This is a genomic window from Pseudoalteromonas sp. S4741 (genome assembly GCF_005886135.1).
Classification (GTDB): domain Bacteria; phylum Pseudomonadota; class Gammaproteobacteria; order Enterobacterales; family Alteromonadaceae; genus Pseudoalteromonas; species Pseudoalteromonas tetraodonis.
Window position 1 is genome coordinate 19,053 of sequence record NZ_PNCN01000001.1, and the last position, 15,654, is coordinate 34,706.

General features: G+C 41.7%; 23 protein-coding genes. 18 read left to right on the top strand and 5 right to left on the bottom strand.

Features of this window, described 5'->3' with window-relative positions; all coding sequences use genetic code 11:
* Positions 1–31: 31 nt before the first annotated feature.
* The 5 genes from CWC30_RS00075 to CWC30_RS00095 form a co-directional block, all read right to left on the bottom strand.
* Positions 32–742 (bottom strand): YIP1 family protein, encoded by a 711-nt coding sequence (locus tag CWC30_RS00075; protein ID WP_138626096.1) that lies wholly within the window; start codon positions 740–742, stop codon positions 32–34.
* 194 nt (positions 743–936) lie between these two features.
* Complete coding sequence (locus CWC30_RS00080) at positions 937–1,614, bottom strand: TorF family putative porin (RefSeq protein WP_138626097.1); 678 nt, start codon at positions 1,612–1,614, stop codon at positions 937–939.
* 372 nt (positions 1,615–1,986) lie between these two features.
* On the bottom strand, positions 1,987–3,150 hold the full coding sequence (locus CWC30_RS00085; protein WP_138626098.1) for a hypothetical protein: 1,164 nt from the start codon (positions 3,148–3,150) through the stop codon (positions 1,987–1,989).
* 145 nt (positions 3,151–3,295) lie between these two features.
* The gene (locus CWC30_RS00090) at positions 3,296–3,496 is read right to left on the bottom strand and encodes a helix-turn-helix transcriptional regulator (protein WP_004589214.1); all 201 of its coding nucleotides are present in this window, start codon (positions 3,494–3,496) and stop codon (positions 3,296–3,298) included.
* A gap of 8 nt (positions 3,497–3,504) precedes the next feature.
* Positions 3,505–3,924 carry a hypothetical protein gene (locus CWC30_RS00095; RefSeq protein ID WP_058403570.1) on the bottom strand — a complete coding sequence of 140 codons (420 nt, stop codon included), beginning with the start codon at positions 3,922–3,924 and terminating at the stop codon, positions 3,505–3,507.
* A gap of 230 nt (positions 3,925–4,154) precedes the next feature.
* Here CWC30_RS00095 and CWC30_RS00100 point away from each other — a divergent pair, with 230 nt between their 5' ends.
* From CWC30_RS00100 to rplQ, 18 genes are all read left to right on the top strand, one after another.
* Positions 4,155–6,125, top strand: a complete 1,971-nt coding sequence (locus tag CWC30_RS00100; protein ID WP_138626099.1) for an AsmA family protein — start codon at positions 4,155–4,157, stop codon at positions 6,123–6,125.
* Between the two features lie 276 nt (positions 6,126–6,401).
* Entirely contained in the window at positions 6,402–6,770 is a 369-nt protein-coding gene (gene rplN / locus CWC30_RS00105) for a 50S ribosomal protein L14 (RefSeq protein ID WP_008115397.1), read from the top strand.
* Positions 6,771–6,780: 10 nt separating this feature from the next.
* Complete coding sequence (gene rplX / locus CWC30_RS00110) at positions 6,781–7,095, top strand: 50S ribosomal protein L24 (protein ID WP_004589210.1); 315 nt, start codon at positions 6,781–6,783, stop codon at positions 7,093–7,095.
* A gap of 16 nt (positions 7,096–7,111) precedes the next feature.
* Complete coding sequence (rplE, locus tag CWC30_RS00115; protein WP_010392500.1) at positions 7,112–7,651, top strand: 50S ribosomal protein L5; 540 nt, start codon at positions 7,112–7,114, stop codon at positions 7,649–7,651.
* Between the two features lie 10 nt (positions 7,652–7,661).
* Positions 7,662–7,967, top strand: coding sequence for a 30S ribosomal protein S14 (gene rpsN, locus CWC30_RS00120; RefSeq protein ID WP_006794245.1), 306 nt, complete (start codon positions 7,662–7,664; stop codon positions 7,965–7,967).
* Between the two features lie 21 nt (positions 7,968–7,988).
* Positions 7,989–8,381, top strand: a complete 393-nt coding sequence (rpsH, locus tag CWC30_RS00125) for a 30S ribosomal protein S8 (protein ID WP_016899320.1) — start codon at positions 7,989–7,991, stop codon at positions 8,379–8,381.
* Between the two features lie 13 nt (positions 8,382–8,394).
* Positions 8,395–8,928 (top strand): 50S ribosomal protein L6, encoded by a 534-nt coding sequence (rplF, locus tag CWC30_RS00130; protein WP_006794247.1) that lies wholly within the window; start codon positions 8,395–8,397, stop codon positions 8,926–8,928.
* A gap of 9 nt (positions 8,929–8,937) precedes the next feature.
* Positions 8,938–9,288, top strand: a complete 351-nt coding sequence (rplR, locus tag CWC30_RS00135; RefSeq protein ID WP_036980454.1) for a 50S ribosomal protein L18 — start codon at positions 8,938–8,940, stop codon at positions 9,286–9,288.
* Between the two features lie 9 nt (positions 9,289–9,297).
* Positions 9,298–9,804, top strand: coding sequence for a 30S ribosomal protein S5 (gene rpsE, locus CWC30_RS00140; RefSeq protein WP_008115387.1), 507 nt, complete (start codon positions 9,298–9,300; stop codon positions 9,802–9,804).
* 3 nt (positions 9,805–9,807) lie between these two features.
* Positions 9,808–9,990, top strand: a complete 183-nt coding sequence (gene rpmD, locus CWC30_RS00145) for a 50S ribosomal protein L30 (protein ID WP_008115384.1) — start codon at positions 9,808–9,810, stop codon at positions 9,988–9,990.
* A 4-nt stretch (positions 9,991–9,994) separates the two neighbouring features.
* Complete coding sequence (gene rplO / locus CWC30_RS00150) at positions 9,995–10,429, top strand: 50S ribosomal protein L15 (RefSeq protein WP_013466073.1); 435 nt, start codon at positions 9,995–9,997, stop codon at positions 10,427–10,429.
* 10 nt (positions 10,430–10,439) lie between these two features.
* Positions 10,440–11,768, top strand: a complete 1,329-nt coding sequence (gene secY / locus CWC30_RS00155; RefSeq protein ID WP_008115380.1) for a preprotein translocase subunit SecY — start codon at positions 10,440–10,442, stop codon at positions 11,766–11,768.
* A gap of 22 nt (positions 11,769–11,790) precedes the next feature.
* A complete protein-coding gene (gene rpmJ / locus CWC30_RS00160) occupies positions 11,791–11,904 on the top strand; it encodes a 50S ribosomal protein L36 (protein ID WP_002959476.1) in 114 nt (37 codons plus the stop codon).
* Positions 11,905–12,029: 125 nt separating this feature from the next.
* Complete coding sequence (rpsM, locus tag CWC30_RS00165; protein ID WP_008115377.1) at positions 12,030–12,386, top strand: 30S ribosomal protein S13; 357 nt, start codon at positions 12,030–12,032, stop codon at positions 12,384–12,386.
* 12 nt (positions 12,387–12,398) lie between these two features.
* Entirely contained in the window at positions 12,399–12,785 is a 387-nt protein-coding gene (gene rpsK / locus CWC30_RS00170) for a 30S ribosomal protein S11 (RefSeq protein WP_002959471.1), read from the top strand.
* Positions 12,786–12,806: 21 nt separating this feature from the next.
* Entirely contained in the window at positions 12,807–13,427 is a 621-nt protein-coding gene (rpsD, locus tag CWC30_RS00175; protein WP_002959461.1) for a 30S ribosomal protein S4, read from the top strand.
* Between the two features lie 24 nt (positions 13,428–13,451).
* Positions 13,452–14,438, top strand: a complete 987-nt coding sequence (locus tag CWC30_RS00180) for a DNA-directed RNA polymerase subunit alpha (protein ID WP_008115371.1) — start codon at positions 13,452–13,454, stop codon at positions 14,436–14,438.
* A 39-nt stretch (positions 14,439–14,477) separates the two neighbouring features.
* Positions 14,478–14,879, top strand: coding sequence for a 50S ribosomal protein L17 (rplQ, locus tag CWC30_RS00185; RefSeq protein WP_013466072.1), 402 nt, complete (start codon positions 14,478–14,480; stop codon positions 14,877–14,879).
* The last annotated feature ends 775 nt before the right edge of the window (positions 14,880–15,654 follow it).

Consider the following 15,654-nt stretch of genomic DNA (forward strand, 5'->3'; position numbering starts at 1 on the left):
TGAGTAGGCAGAAAAGTTTGCCTACATTCCTTTAAGCAACAATAATAATTGTCCAGATGCTGTAAATGATAATGGTCGGTAGCGCAGCAAAAAGAAGTGCTTTATTAAAGCTGAAATTAGTCCAACACTTTAACCCAATAGCAACCAAAGCTATGCTCCAAAGACTAAAAATACTTAAACTCTCCATCATATTATAGAAGCTATCTCCAAGCTCTAATCCCAGAAATAACTGATTTATAGACGCGTAATTGAATAAACTAATAGGTAATTCATTGTTACTGGCTGTAAGAACTAGCGCAACAACACCTAAACTTGAAATAACCATGGGCATCATGCTCCAAACACCAAAACCATACCACGCACCATAGCTATAATTAGCATCAGGGTCTTGCTTAGATATCAACATGTAATACCCAGATAGGAGTGCATTTATAAAAAGAAGGCCGAAAATACCCCCGCCAATTGCAAACCACACTTGGTTATCGAGGCTTTGCTCCATACTTTGACGGATCATTTTTTTCTCGCCGATTGTGGCATCCACACTCGCTGCAGCAACCTGCTGGTCTAAAATAAATTGTGAGTCTGCAGTGGTATAAAATGTATAAGCAGAGGCTGCAAGGGTTAGAGCGAGAAGTGCAAAAGCAAGCCAAGACCAGCCTTTAGCTTCTTTTAGCCCATTAAAAGCCTTGCTTGGGCTGATAAAAATGTCGATACAAGCAGATAGCGCGTCAGATGACTTCATGATTATTCCTTTATGATTTTTTCAATAGTGAACTATATAGTTATCAGTCATATACTAAGGTAAAAGCGAGGTAAGTTGATTTATTAATTGTAACGGTTTGTTAACAAGGTGTGGCGTGATTAGATCTAGTTAAGTTATTTAAAACGAGAAAGGGCCTTTCGGCCCTTAGTGTTGCAGCAAGTAACACATTCTTTTTATAAGCTAAAGTCGACAGCGTAGGCTACATAAGCTTTAACATCTGAGCCGTCCATGTCGTTATCAGATAGGCCAAAGGTAAAACCATCCTTAGAAACTGATACGCCATAATCAATGATATTGTCATCACCGATGAAATCGCCTGAGTAATGCCCTATGTGTAGCGCCATTTCAGTGCCATTGCTACCAACAGCGAAGCTGTAATCGGCGTTTAAATACAGTGAATCACCAAAATCAGTACCATCACCACTGGCAGCAGATGTTGCAAGTACGGCCGCACCAAATGTAAAACCTTGCACACTAATGCTACCGTAAACTTCTGAAAAATCAGCATCGGCACCTGATGCCGCATCTGGGTAAGCGTAATAAATATAACCTACGTCATAACTTACGTTTTCATTAATAGCGCCGCCAAAACCGGCGTATAAATCTAGTTCGTAGGTCATTTCATCGGCCCAAGACGCATTTGACGCCCACGTACCCGCATAAAATCCAGATTCATTAGCGTAATCAATACCGCCAGATACAGCTGCATCGCCCCCAGTTTGCTCTTGTCCGCGCCATAAGTAGTTAGAAGTAGCGGCTGCATTGGCTGTTACTTCGGCAAATGCAGTAGTTGATGTCATTCCTGTTAATGCCAATGCACTGATGAGTATTGTTTTTTGTAGTTTTAGCATGTTTCATTTCCCATTGTATGATTTTGCACGCCAAGGTTTTTTATTATAAACGACTACAACCTTTTGAACGGCGGCGTATTATTATGTTACTGCAGGGGAGGATTGCACTGTATGTGCCAGCTTCCATTTATTCAATAAAAAATAAATTTTATATTATAAAACAAGGTGTTGAAATTATGCGCAAAGACGCTTTGTGAAAAGTATGTAAGGAAAGAACACACTGCTGGTGCAAAAAAAGCCTGGCTGCACCATTAGAGCGCTACCAGGCTATCTATATTAGGATCTATTGGCCTTTGAAAATTTAACCTTGAAAGGTCTACAGACCCTAACGTTAAGCTAGTTTATTAAAGCTAATTGCGTTTGATATACGTTTTATCCAAAAATGGTACGCATAAGTGTAATTGTTTCGTTTACACCACGGCCTTTTTGTACTTCGCTAATAATAGAATCACGCTTAGCACGAATATGCTCTGGGATGTCATCAGCAGCAAGGGCGCGGTCCACTAATATTTCAGCCGATTCTTTGCCGCGGCGTGGCGCTTTACTGCTGCTAGAAGTGCTACGTGTAGGTTTATTTAGTAGCTTAATGTAGTTAGAGTTATCTGCAGTATTCGTATCTGCATAATAAAAAAAGCAAGGTATTAGCGCTTTAATATCCACTAACTGAGTTTCTAGTTCATTACCAGCATTGGCCATTTTAAACCATGACATAGCGTGAATGCTTTGTACTACATCTTGCCAGTAACGCTCAAAGTCACGATTATTTAATTTGGTGATACCAAGTGCGGAGCAAAGTGCATCTAAGCGACTGTTACTAATCGGTGTAAATACATCAGGGCGGCGCATTGCTAATAAACGGGTTGCAGGCGCTAGTGTTGGTTTTTCATCACTGCCATTAAATGCACTCAAGTAAGCAATTACAAATTGTTGGTAATTACTTTGCGCTACATCACCCTCAAGTGGGATATTGCTCAGGGCATCGTCAAATGCACCTGGCAAGTCAGCCAACATCTGGTGAAAGCCTTTAGCACTTTTTGTAGAGGCAAACCATTCTACATCAAAGTTATAAGTACTCGGGTCGAGTGACGCCATGTGCTTACCGCTAAAAGCGAGTAAGTCTTCAGGGATCATGTCTTTTAATGGTTGTTCACGTAGGTCTGAGATATAAGCAGTTAAACGTAATTGCTCATCAAGTGCCACCAGTTCTTTATGTTGTTCTACAAACATACTCACTACCGGCCAAGGTGCTACCCGTAATGTTTTTAGCTGTAAAAAGCTAATTGCTGAGGTTAGCTGGTCGTGCAGCTTTTTTAAAACTGGCAGTTGTTGTGGCTCTAGTAAGTCGTAATTTATGCGGTCTTTACTTGCACTTAGTAGCTCATAACACCAGCCTAAAAAATCCTCTGGGTGGTTTTCTACTTTCACGGCCATTAGGTTTAGGCTTAGTTCTGAAGCTTGCTTCAAGATGTTTTGGTAAATTTGACTTTCTTGTTCGCCTAGCGCCATTTTTGACGGTGAAATTAGCAGTTTTTTCATGCCTTGTAGAGTCTCCGAGTAGATACATTTTTTAGCTGCTTTATTTTAGCGCAAATACGCCAATAGCAACAGGGCCGTGCATCATACCTAACAATTCAAGGGATGCAATCATGATGCTTAATATAAGCACCATGATTGCCGAGGTTTAATCATGCTCTTGCAGCGTAAACAAGCTTTCAACAGAAGTTTTAAAGTGCCTCGCTATTTTAAGCGCAATTATTACCGAAGGAGTAAACCTTGCCGTTTCCACAGTACTTATAGTTTTACGTGAAACTGCAATTAGATCTGCTAACTCTTGCTGCGAAAGGCCTGCTTCTTTACGGTATTTTGCAATTTGATTTTGCACTTTTGCTCCTAATCTTTGCTTTGCCAAAGAATTGATACGCCGTATATTAAACACATTACAGCAAGGTAAAACGAGGCCATCATGGTGTGAGACACTTCTAAAGCCAAATCATCTGAGAATAAATACACGCCACCCATACTAAAAAGTAAACCAAGAACTACATGTTTATAGGCAATAGTGTCGATAGTGTTTAAGTACTCATCTTTGTAGGTAAGGTGGTATTTCATTTTCCATGTAAACCCGCCTCTGATCACAAACATACAGAATGAACCTAAAAAGGCAGCAGTGCCAAAAAACAATAGTGGGGCTGATGTTTGAGTAAGCAGTGGGTAAACACTGATGATTAATAAAGTGACTCCCATGAATAATGAGAACCAAGCATTTTGGCCCATAAACTTTTCTTCATTTTTAATATCATGATTCGACATATCTCATTTCCTTTTAAAATTTACATTATGTAACCTACAGGTATCAATGTAACCTATAGGTTTCACAGTGTCACTATTTTTTTGTAACCTAAAGGTATCAAAATGTTTCAGGGGCGATTCAGGATAAGACGGTAATATTTAATAAAGTGCTTTTTTATCACAACGACAATGATTTTAAAGCTAACACTCGCTATGATAAGAACATTATTTGCACGTTTGAAAGGATGATCATGAAGACCTTACTCAAAATTGTTGGTGTAATACTCTTACTTTGTATTGCGTTAATTATTGCCGCTCCGTTTTTAATCCCAACCGATACTATTTTTAATAAAGTATCTGAGCAGGTTGAAAAAACAACAGGGCGCACACTTACTATTAAAGGTGATAAAACGCTTAGTGTATTTCCTGCATTAAAGTTAGAGCTTAACGATGTGCACTTTGCAAACATGCAGACAGGCTCGCGCGACGACATGGCAAGTATGGAGCAATTAGCTGTGCATATACCATGGTTATCGCTATTTGGCGGCGAATTCAAACTTGATAAGTTTGTTATTAACGAGCCCAATATTTTATTAGAAACTGATAAAAACGGTAAAGCTAACTGGCAGTTGTTTGATGCTGTAGCAGAGCAGCCGCAAGAGCAAACTCAATCAGGTGAGGCTGTTAAACTACCAGAGAGCTTTGATATAGAGTTAGGTGAAGTGGCTATTTACGGTGGTACGTTTACTTACCTAGATGGGCAAACAGGCGCTAAACAACAAATTAGTGACTTGGAATTGGCTATTTTACTTCCTTCACTACGTAAGACACTAGAGATCAAAGGCGGCATTACATATATGCAAGAGCGCTTTGAGCTTGATGTAAAACTTGATACGCCGGCAAAGGCAATTGAAGGGGCGACATTTGAGGTTGCTCAAAGCGTAGACTCTCGCTTGGTCGATCTTACTTTTAACGGCAGTATTGCTCGCCAAGGTAAAGATATAAAAGGCGAGTTAGTGCTAAGTGGCGATTCTGTTAAAGAGCTAGCAACTTGGCAAGGGGTAGACTTAAACGCTAAAGAAAATGCATTTAATGCGTTTAGTGTAAACGGTAAAATGCATCTTATAGATGATACGTTTAACTTAGAAGAGCTGATTGCTACCCTAGATGAATTAGAGATTAAAGGAAAAAGTGAAGTAAACTTAGGAAATAAACTAGCGGTTAATGCTGATATAGACCTAGGTATGCTTGATTTGAATCCCTACTTACCGGAGGTAGTCGCTAAGCAGCAAGCGCCGCAAAGCGAAGAACCTAAAGCCGCGCAGCCGATTGTTTGGGACGATACTAAAATTGATTTAAGCGCATTAAATGCACTTAATGCTAATGTAGTTATTCGCTCAAGCGGTTTAAAAGCTAACGATATTGAGCTAGGTGCTAATCAATTTACAGTCGATTTAAACAACAGCGTTGCTAAATTAAGCTTAGATAGCTTTAAAGCCTATGAGGGCACCGGTAAAGGGGTCATTAATATAAATGCGCAGCAAACGCCGTATAAAATAAGCACAAATTTTGATTTAGCCGACATAGACGCACAACCGTTACTCACTGATGCGGCTGGCTTTGATAAACTTATGGGTAAAGGGTCATTGAATTGGAACTTAACCACGACCGGCCAAAGTCAAAAAACCTTTATTGATGCTTTAAACGGCAAGATTGGCTTTGAATTTGCTGATGGGGCAGTCAAGGGCGCAAACATCGCTGAAATGGTTCGTAAAGGCAAAGAGCTTATTTCCGGTAATCTTGGCGCTGTAAGCGAGGGCTTAGATACGGGCTTTGAAGAATCAGAGCAAACTGACTTTTCTGCGCTCACTGGTAGCTTTAATTTTACGAATGGCGTGGGACATAATAATGATCTATCTCTGGTGAGCCCACTTATTCGTATTACAGGTGAGGGCGATGTAGATTTACCCAAAACCAGTGTTGATTATCGGTTAGTAACAGGTATTGTTGATTCAATTGAAGGGCAAGGTACAACAGATGATAGCACGGGCTTTAAAATCCCACTGCGAATAAAAGGCCCATTCCATGACGTTGGCTTTAAGCTAGATGTAAGCAATGCACTTAAAGATAAAGCAAAACAAAAACTCGATGACGTCAAAGAAAAGGCAAAAGAGAAAGCCAAAGACAAAGTAAAAGATAAATTAAAAGGACTATTTGGCTAAAACCATTTACTCCAGAAAAAAGAAACAGGGCGCTAATTGCGCCTTGTTTGTTTTATAACCACTTGTAAAATAGCTACATAGCGGTTTTTACTCAGTTTTAATCTGCCCCTCTATTAAATTAATTAAAAAATAACCTACCACTCCCCCCTTAATGCTGATACAATTGCCCGCCCTTAAGAGACATCTAGTATGTTTTTTGAGTGGAATTCAATCGAAATGTCTTGATTTTAAACAAATTTAAGACAAGTTGTAATTACTACACCGGAGGTCATTAACATGATCCAAATGCAAACTCAGCTGGAAGTTGCTGATAACAGCGGCGCTCGCAAAGTGCAGTGTATAAAAGTCCTTGGTGGTTCACACCGTCGCTATGCAGCGATTGGCGATATCATTAAAGTTTCTGTAAAAGAAGCGATTCCTCGCGGTAAAGTGAAGAAAGGTGATGTTAAAAACGCGGTAGTTGTGCGTACCAAAAAAGGCGTTCGTCGTCCAGACGGTTCATTGATCCGTTTCGACAGCAATGCGGCTGTTATCTTAAATGATAACTTGCAGCCTATTGGTACTCGTATTTTCGGCCCTGTGACTCGCGAACTTCGTAATGAAAAGTTCATGAAAATCGTTTCACTAGCCCCAGAAGTACTGTAAGGAGTCTATCATGGCAGCAAAAATCCGTCGTGATGACGAAGTAATCGTACTAGCAGGTAAAGACAAAGGTAAGCGCGGCAAAGTGCTTTCAGTTGTAACCGAGTCTGGTCGAGTATTTGTCGAAGGCATTAACTTAATCAAGAAACACCAAAAGCCGGTTCCACAGTTGAACCAAGCTGGCGGTATTGTTGAGAAAGAAGCGTCTATCGACGTATCAAACGTTGCGATCTACAACTCGGAAACGAGCAAAGCAGATCGTGTAGGTTTCAAGATTGAAGATGGTAAGAAATTACGTATCTTTAAATCTACTGGTAAAACTATCTAATAGTTGGAGTAGAATGATGGCGAAACTGCATGAAGTATATAAAGACAAAGTAGTTGCTGAACTTCAAGAGAAGTTTGGTTTCAGCTCTGTCATGCAAGTCCCTCAGATCGAAAAGATCACATTAAACATGGGTGTGGGCGAAGCCTTAGCTGACAAGAAGATTTTAGATAACGCTGTTGCGGATCTAGAAGCTATCTCTGGTCAGAAACCTTTAATCACTAAAGCACGCAAATCTGTTGCTGGCTTCAAAGTGCGTGAAGGTTACCCAATTGGTTGTAAAGTAACCTTACGCGGCGAGCGTATGTGGGACTTTTTTGAGCGTTTGGTTTCAATCGCTATCCCACGTATCCGTGACTTCCGTGGTGTGAGTGCTAAGTCTTTTGATGGACGCGGTAACTACAGCATGGGCGTACGTGAACAAATCATCTTCCCAGAAATTGATTATGATAAAGTAGACCGTGTACGCGGTATGGATATCACAATCACTACATCTGCGAAATCAGATGAGGAAGGCCGTGCGTTGTTAGAAGCGTTTAACTTCCCATTCAAGAAATAAGGGTAGGGTTATGGCAAAGAATTCTATGAAAGCGCGCGAAGCAAAGCGCACTAAACTAGTTGCTCAGTACGCTGAAAAGCGTGCAGCACTAAAAGCTATCATCAGTGATGTTAATACATCTGAAGATGATCGTTGGGACGCGGTACTTAAGCTACAAGCTTTACCTCGTGATTCTAGCCCTGCACGTCAACGTAATCGTTGTAACATTACGGGCCGCCCACATGGTTTCCTTCGCAAATTCGGCATGAGCCGTATTAAAGTTCGCGAAGCAGCTATGCGCGGTGAAATTCCTGGCCTTAAAAAGGCTAGCTGGTAATAGAATCATGGGAGTAAGACTATGAGCTTGCAAGATCCTATCGCGGATTTATTTACACGAATCCGTAACGGTCAGTCAGCGAAGAAAGTATCTGTAACGATGCCTAATTCGAAACTGAAAGTAGCAGTAGCTAATGTATTAAAAAATGAAGGTTACATCGCAGACTTCTCAGTAAGTGGTGATGTAAAACCTGAGCTTTCTATCGAGTTAAAGTACTTCGAAGGCAAAGCTGTTATTGAAAATATCCAGCGTGTAAGTCGCCCTGGTCTACGTATCTATAAGAGACGTGACGAATTACCAAAGGTAATGGGTGGTTTAGGTATCGCTATCGTATCAACTTCTAAAGGCCTAATGACAGACCGCGCAGCACGTAGTGCAGGCGTTGGTGGTGAAATCATTGGTTTTGTAGCTTAATCGGAGGGGAACTATGTCTCGCATAGCAAAGGCACCAATAAACGTTCCTGCCGGTGTAGAAGTTACATTAAAAGGCCAGGAAATCACAGTTAAAGGCAAAAACGGTGAACTTACTCGTACTATCAACGATGCAGTTGAAGTACAAGTTAACGACAACGTTATTACAACTTTACCTCGTGAAGGCGTAGCCAATGCATGGGCACAAGCAGGTACTGCTCGCGCTCTAATCAACAACATGGTTGTTGGTACGCATGAAGGTTACGAGAAGAAACTTCAGTTAGTAGGTGTTGGTTACCGTGCTGCAGCTAAGGGCAAAGTTTTAGACTTAACTCTTGGTTTCTCGCACCCAGTTAATTTCGCAGTTCCTGAAGGAATTACGATTGAAACTCCAAGCCAAACAGAAGTTCTAGTTAAGGGCGTAGATAAGCAGTTAGTTGGTCAAACAGCTGCTAACATTCGTGCATACCGTAAACCTGAGCCTTATAAAGGTAAAGGTGTTCGTTATTCAGATGAGAATGTACGCCGTAAAGAGGCTAAGAAGAAGTAAGGTAAGACGATGGATAAAAAAACAGCTCGTCTACGTCGTGCTAAACGCACTCGTAGAAATTATATTGAACAAGGCACAACGCGTCTTGTTATCCACCGCACGCCACGTCACATTTACGCTCAAGTTGTAAACGCTGAGGGTAATGTACTGGCTGCTGCTTCTACTGTTGAGAAAGCGATTAGCGAAACAGTTAAAGGCACAGGCAACATTGCAGCTGCACAAGCAGTTGGTAAAGCGGTTGCTGAACGTGCGGCTGACAAAGGCATCGAAAAGCTTGCTTTTGATCGCAGTGGCTTTAAATATCACGGCCGTGTGAAGGCGCTAGCTGATGCTGCGCGTGAAGCCGGTTTGCAATTCTAGGAGTAGACAATGGCTAACGTAGAAGCAAAGCAACAACAGCCTGATTTAGCTGAAAAGCTAATCGCGGTAAACCGTGTGTCTAAAGTAGTTAAAGGTGGTCGTATCTTTAGCTTTACTGCACTAACTGTAGTTGGTGATGGCGCAGGTAAAGTAGGTTTCGGTTATGGTAAAGCACGTGAAGTTCCAGCTGCTATTCAAAAAGCAATGGAAAAAGCACGTCGTAACATGATCAACGTAGACCTAAATGGCAACACATTACAGCATCCTGTTAAAGGACGTCATGCTGGCTCACAAGTGTTTATGAAACCAGCATCAGAAGGTACTGGTATCATTGCAGGTGGTGCTATGCGTGCAGTACTTGAAGTGACTGGTGTGCAGAACGTACTTTCTAAATGTTACGGTTCTACTAACCCGATCAACGTTGTACGTGCAACGATCTCAGCTCTTGAGAACATGAATTCTCCTCAGTCGATCGCTGCAAAACGTGGTCTTCGAGTAGATGAGATTTTGGGGTAAACCATGGCTAATAAAACTGTAAAAGTAACACAAGTAAAAAGCTCTATCGGTCGTTTACCGAAGCATAAAGCTACATTACGCGGTCTTGGTTTACGTCGTATCAATCACACTGTTGAGTTAGAAGACACAGCATGTGTGCGTGGTATGATTAACCAGGTTTATTACATGGTTAAGGTAGAGGGGTAATTCGATGCATTTGAATACACTTTCACCTGCTGCAGGTTCAAAAACTGCTCCAAAACGTGTTGGTCGTGGTATAGGTTCTGGTCTTGGTAAGACTGGTGGCCGTGGTCACAAAGGTCAAAAATCACGTTCTGGCGGTAAAGTACGCGTTGGTTTCGAAGGCGGTCAAATGCCTATGCAACGTCGTCTACCTAAGTTCGGTTTCACTTCTCGCAAATCATTAGTATCTGCAGAAATTAACCTATACGAAATCGCTAAAGTTGAAGGCGATGTGGTAGACCTAAGCGCGTTACAAGCAGCTGGTCTAGTTAAAAAGAACGTTCAGTTCGTTAAAGTTGTTAAATCTGGCGAAGTTTCACGCGCTGTTACCGTTAAAGGCCTTAAGGCTACTAAAGGTGCACGCGAAGCTATCGAAGCTGCCGGAGGCAAGGTAGAAGACTAAGGAAGTACTAATGGCTAAACCAGGTCAAGATACACAAAGTGCACAAGGTGGACTTTCGGAATTGAAGCGCCGATTACTCTTCGTATTGGGTGCTATCATAATTTACCGTCTAGGTTCATTTGTGCCGATCCCTGGGATTGACGCCGCTGTACTTGCCGATTTCTTCGAGCAACAAAAGGGCACCATTGTTGAGATGTTCAACATGTTTAGCGGTGGTGCGCTTGAGCGAGCTTCAGTGTTAGCACTGGGTATCATGCCGTATATCTCGGCTTCGATTATTACGCAACTATTAACGCATATGTATCCGCCGTTTATAGAGCTTAAGAAAGAAGGTGAGCAAGGGCGTAAAAAGATAAGCCAGTACACACGCTACGGCACGCTTGTGCTTGCTACTATCCAATCAATCGGTATTGCCACAAGCTTACCGGGCATGATGAACGGGTTAGTTGTTAACCCAGGTATGGGATTCTACTTCACCGCTGTGGTGAGTTTAGTAACCGGCACTATGTTCCTTATGTGGTTGGGCGAACAGATAACAGAACGTGGTATCGGTAACGGTATCTCAGTTCTAATATTTGTTGGTATTGTAGCTAACCTGCCGTCTGCTATTGGTTCGACAGCCGAAATGGCGCGCCAAGGTGATTTGAATGTTTTTGTACTGTTGATGGTTGCGGTTATAGTATTCGCTGTTACTTATCTTGTTGTATTCTTTGAACGTGGTCAACGACGTATCGTTGTTAACTACGCCAAACGTCAACAAGGTCGTCAAGTATTTGCTGCTCAAAGCACGCATTTACCTCTGAAAGTAAATATGGCGGGTGTTATTCCACCAATCTTCGCTAGCAGTATAATTCTGTTCCCTGGTACAATTGCAAGCTGGTTCGGCCAGGGTGAAGGTCCGGTTGCTGATGTGCTACAAGCAATTGCTACAACGTTGACTCCAGGTCAGCCTTTGTATGCAATGGTTTTAGCTGCGGCTATCATCTTCTTCTGCTTTTTCTACACAGCGTTGGTTTTTAACCCGCGTGAAACAGCAGACAACCTGAAAAAATCTGGCGCATTTATCCCAGGTATTCGTCCAGGTGAGCAGACATCTAAATACATTGATAAAGTGATGACACGCCTGACATTGGCAGGTGCTTTGTATATAACCTTTATCTGTCTGGTGCCCGAATTCATGACTATGGCATGGCAAACGCCATTCTATTTCGGCGGTACATCAATTTTGATTATCGTTGTAGTAATCATGGACTTTATGGCACAAGTACAGACGCATCTGATGTCACATCAGTATGATTCTGTGCTGAAAAAAGCGAACCTTAAAGGCTACGGTCGATAAGGTCAGTTTACGGAGTTGAGCAATGAAAGTACGTGCTTCCGTTAAGAAAATATGCCGTAACTGTAAAGTTATTAAACGTGCTGGTGTAGTACGCGTAATTTGCAGTGAGCCTAAGCATAAGCAAAGGCAAGGCTAAGTAAACAGTCGTGCAGGCTGAGGTTTCTCGGCCTGTGTTTTTAGTTGTGATTTGGTCTTCGTTTGAGTATCCTTACGGGCTTTTCAAACAGATGATTACCAAATTCAAATATAGGAGATGTGTTAGTGGCCCGTATCGCTGGCATTAACGTCCCTGATCATAAACATGCAGTTATTGGTTTAACAGCTATTTATGGCATAGGTAAGACTCGCTCTAAGGCTATCTTAGAAGCGACTGGTATCGCCGAGACCACAAAAATCGGTGAACTTTCAGACGAAACACTTGACGTATTGCGTGAAGCAGTTGGCAAGTACACTGTAGAAGGTGACCTTCGTCGTGAAGTTACTTTGAATATCAAGCGCCTTATGGACCTTGGTTGTTTCCGTGGCCTACGTCACCGTCGCTCTTTACCACTTCGTGGTCAAAGAACAAAGACTAACGCGCGTACCCGTAAGGGTCCTCGTAAGCCTATTAAGCGATAAGGGGATAGTATTATGGCTAAGACACCAATTCGTCGTAAAAAGGTTAAAAAGCAAGTTGCTGATGGTATGGCTCATGTTCATGCGTCTTTCAACAACACTATTGTAACGATTACCGACCGTCAAGGTAATGCACTATCATGGGCTACTGCCGGTGGTTCAGGTTTCCGTGGTTCACGTAAATCTACTCCATTTGCTGCTCAGGTTGCTGCAGAGCGTGCAGGTACTGCTGCTCAAGAATACGGTTTAAAAAATCTAGAAGTTTTCATCAAAGGTCCAGGTCCAGGTCGTGAATCTGCTGTACGTGCTTTGAATGCTGCTGGTTACCGTATCACCAACATTACTGACGTGACGCCAATACCACACAATGGTTGTCGTCCACCGAAGAAACGTCGCGTTTAACAATAGGTTAGGAGAAATAACATGGCAAGATATTTGGGCCCTAAGCTCAAGCTGAGTCGTCGTGAAGGTACTGACCTGTTCCTTAAGAGCGGCGTAAGAGCTATCGACTCTAAGTGTAAACTTGAGACTGCACCTGGTCAGCACGGCGCTCGTAAAGGACGCTTATCTGATTACGGTTTACAATTACGTGAAAAGCAAAAAGTACGTCGTATCTACGGTGTATTAGAAAAGCAATTCCGTAACTACTACAAAGAAGCTGCTCGCCTTAAAGGTAATACAGGTGAAAACTTGTTACAGCTTTTAGAGCAACGTTTAGACAATGTTGTATATCGCATGGGTTTTGCTAGCACACGCGCTGAAGCACGTCAGTTAGTAAGCCACAAAGCGATTCTAGTTAATGGTCGTGTTGTGAACATTCCTTCATACGTGATTACTCCAGAAGATACTGTTGTAATCCGTGAAAAGTCTAAGACACAAGCACGTATCATCGCTGCTCTAGAGTTGGCTGAGCAACGTGAAAAGCCGACTTGGGTTGAAGTTGACGGTAAGAAATTGGAAGGTAGCTTCAAGCGCCTACCTGAGCGTTCAGATCTGTCTGCGGACATTAATGAACAACTAATCGTCGAACTTTACTCTAAGTAAAGTTAAGAGTTAAGAGAGGATAAAATGCAGGGTTCTGTTACAGAATTTCTAAAACCAAGGTTAGTCGATATCGACGCTATAAACCCAACGCGTTCTAAAGTAGTTTTAGAACCACTCGAGCGTGGCTTTGGTCACACTTTGGGTAATGCCTTACGCCGTATACTGTTATCATCTATGCCTGGATGTGCAGTAACTGAAGTTGAAATCGACGGTGTATTGCATGAGTACAGCGCGAAAGAAGGCGTACAAGAAGACATCATTGAAATACTACTAAACCTTAAAGGTCTAGCGGTAACGTTAGAAGGCAAAGATGAAGTTTTTCTGACCCTGACTAAATCTGGTGTAGGCCCTGTGACTGCGGCAGATATTCAGCACGATGGCGATGTAACAATTGCTAACCCAGATCATGTTATTTGTAATTTAACTACAAATAACAGCGAGATCAGCATGCGTATTCGTGTTGAGCGTGGTCGTGGTTATGTGCCGGCATCTAGTCGTTTATCCTCTGATGACGATGAGCGTCCAATTGGTCGATTGCTGCTTGATGCATCATTCAGCCCAGTTGAACGTATTGCGTACTCGGTTGAATCAGCCCGTGTTGAGCAACGTACAGACTTAGACAAGTTAATCATTGATATGGAAACAAACGGTACTTTAGATCCTGAAGAAGCGATCCGCCGTGCGTCTACTATCTTAGCTGAGCAACTAGATGCATTCGTAGATTTACGCGATGTAACTGAGCCAGAAGAGAAAGAAGAGAAGCCAGAATTCGATCCTATTCTACTTCGTCCAGTTGATGATCTTGAACTAACAGTACGTTCAGCAAACTGTTTGAAAGCCGAGCAAATTCAATATATCGGTGATTTAGTTCAGCGCACTGAAGTTGAGCTTCTTAAAACGCCTAATTTAGGTAAGAAGTCTCTAACTGAAATAAAAGACGTGCTAGCTTCACGTGGTCTTTCTCTAGGTATGCGCCTAGAAAATTGGCCGCCTGCAAGCCTAGCTGAATAATCTAAATCACTATATTAGTTTAGTTAGAAGGATAGGGTCATGCGCCATCGTAAGAGTGGTCGTCAATTAAACCGTAACAGTAGCCATCGTAAAGCGATGTTCAGCAATATGGCAGGTTCTTTGGTGAAACATGAAATCATCAAAACTACTTTGCCTAAAGCGAAAGAGTTACGCCGTGTAATTGAACCTTTAATCACACTGGCTAAGACTGACAGCGTAGCAAATCGCCGTTTAGCATTTGCCCGCACGCGTGATAATGAAGTAGTTGGTAAATTGTTCAGCGAAATCGGTCCTCGTAATACAGACCGTCCAGGTGGTTACACTCGTATTCTTAAGTGTGGCTTCCGTGCTGGTGATAATGCACCAATGGCTTATATTGAACTAGTTGGTCGCCCAGCGGCGAGCGAAGAAGTTCAAGAAGACGCACAGTCTGCAGAGTAAGTCTTTAAAGAGACACCAAAAAGCCGAGCTTATGCTCGGCTTTTTAATACCTAAAATTTATCACACGGTAATAGGGTCGCGACAAGTCCTCCCCAATTTTTTTATCAATAATAAACAACAGCCTCATATCAATAAAGGCAGTCTATTTGCTACTAATAGAAATATAGTTCGCTTATTTAAATACTTTCTTCATGTTACCCCTAACCTATATATGCTATTTGCTATAATTGGTAAAAATAAGCTAATTATATAACTTAAGGTTGTGATTAGTGTCATAGGTTGAAACAGTATATACATAAGTAAAGAAAGCCTTAACTATATATGCTATGTTTTTTGCCAAATGCCCTTAGTGTTCTACTAGCTAAAATAGTTATAGCAAGAAATCGGATGCTATTTACAAGCGATTTCAACACCAGCATCAACACGTTATCATTAAAAAATATCTTATAACCTCATTTGAAGCTAAATATGCTTGAGTTTAGTTGTCTTTTTAAGCGTTTAGTTGTAATTTTGTTCGAACAGTCATTTATTTCAAGTTTTCTTCAAAAAAGGGTTGATCTGTTTTCGGATCTCCCTATAATGCGACCCCACTGAGACGGCAGAGGGCAACGCATAGCGAGGCACGAGCTAATCAGTGAGTTGAGTAAAACTTAGTTTCGAAAACTTTCAAGTTTAACAAAATTAAGTGTTGACAAAAAAATAGGAAAGCGTAATATGAGCAGCCCTAGCGAGATAAAGTTAAACGCTTTAATCGCAACGTTATAGAACAAAATAA

Excerpts from the sequence above, each read along its gene's own strand:
- CWC30_RS00075 (WP_138626096.1), bottom strand. The coding sequence starts at position 742 with ATGAAGTCATCTGACGCGCTATCTGCTTGTATCGACATTTTTATCAGC.
- CWC30_RS00080 (WP_138626097.1), bottom strand. The coding sequence starts at position 1,614 with ATGCTAAAACTACAAAAAACAATACTCATCAGTGCATTGGCATTAACA.
- CWC30_RS00085 (WP_138626098.1), bottom strand. The coding sequence starts at position 3,150 with ATGAAAAAACTGCTAATTTCACCGTCAAAAATGGCGCTAGGCGAACAA.
- CWC30_RS00095 (WP_058403570.1), bottom strand. The coding sequence starts at position 3,924 with ATGTCGAATCATGATATTAAAAATGAAGAAAAGTTTATGGGCCAAAAT.
- CWC30_RS00100 (WP_138626099.1), top strand. The coding sequence starts at position 4,155 with ATGAAGACCTTACTCAAAATTGTTGGTGTAATACTCTTACTTTGTATT.
- rplN (WP_008115397.1), top strand. The coding sequence starts at position 6,402 with ATGATCCAAATGCAAACTCAGCTGGAAGTTGCTGATAACAGCGGCGCT.
- rplX (WP_004589210.1), top strand. The coding sequence starts at position 6,781 with ATGGCAGCAAAAATCCGTCGTGATGACGAAGTAATCGTACTAGCAGGT.
- rplE (WP_010392500.1), top strand. The coding sequence starts at position 7,112 with ATGGCGAAACTGCATGAAGTATATAAAGACAAAGTAGTTGCTGAACTT.
- rpsN (WP_006794245.1), top strand. The coding sequence starts at position 7,662 with ATGGCAAAGAATTCTATGAAAGCGCGCGAAGCAAAGCGCACTAAACTA.
- rpsH (WP_016899320.1), top strand. The coding sequence starts at position 7,989 with ATGAGCTTGCAAGATCCTATCGCGGATTTATTTACACGAATCCGTAAC.
- rplF (WP_006794247.1), top strand. The coding sequence starts at position 8,395 with ATGTCTCGCATAGCAAAGGCACCAATAAACGTTCCTGCCGGTGTAGAA.
- rplR (WP_036980454.1), top strand. The coding sequence starts at position 8,938 with ATGGATAAAAAAACAGCTCGTCTACGTCGTGCTAAACGCACTCGTAGA.
- rpsE (WP_008115387.1), top strand. The coding sequence starts at position 9,298 with ATGGCTAACGTAGAAGCAAAGCAACAACAGCCTGATTTAGCTGAAAAG.
- rpmD (WP_008115384.1), top strand. The coding sequence starts at position 9,808 with ATGGCTAATAAAACTGTAAAAGTAACACAAGTAAAAAGCTCTATCGGT.
- rplO (WP_013466073.1), top strand. The coding sequence starts at position 9,995 with ATGCATTTGAATACACTTTCACCTGCTGCAGGTTCAAAAACTGCTCCA.
- secY (WP_008115380.1), top strand. The coding sequence starts at position 10,440 with ATGGCTAAACCAGGTCAAGATACACAAAGTGCACAAGGTGGACTTTCG.
- rpmJ (WP_002959476.1), top strand. The coding sequence starts at position 11,791 with ATGAAAGTACGTGCTTCCGTTAAGAAAATATGCCGTAACTGTAAAGTT.
- rpsK (WP_002959471.1), top strand. The coding sequence starts at position 12,399 with ATGGCTAAGACACCAATTCGTCGTAAAAAGGTTAAAAAGCAAGTTGCT.
- rpsD (WP_002959461.1), top strand. The coding sequence starts at position 12,807 with ATGGCAAGATATTTGGGCCCTAAGCTCAAGCTGAGTCGTCGTGAAGGT.
- CWC30_RS00180 (WP_008115371.1), top strand. The coding sequence starts at position 13,452 with ATGCAGGGTTCTGTTACAGAATTTCTAAAACCAAGGTTAGTCGATATC.
- rplQ (WP_013466072.1), top strand. The coding sequence starts at position 14,478 with ATGCGCCATCGTAAGAGTGGTCGTCAATTAAACCGTAACAGTAGCCAT.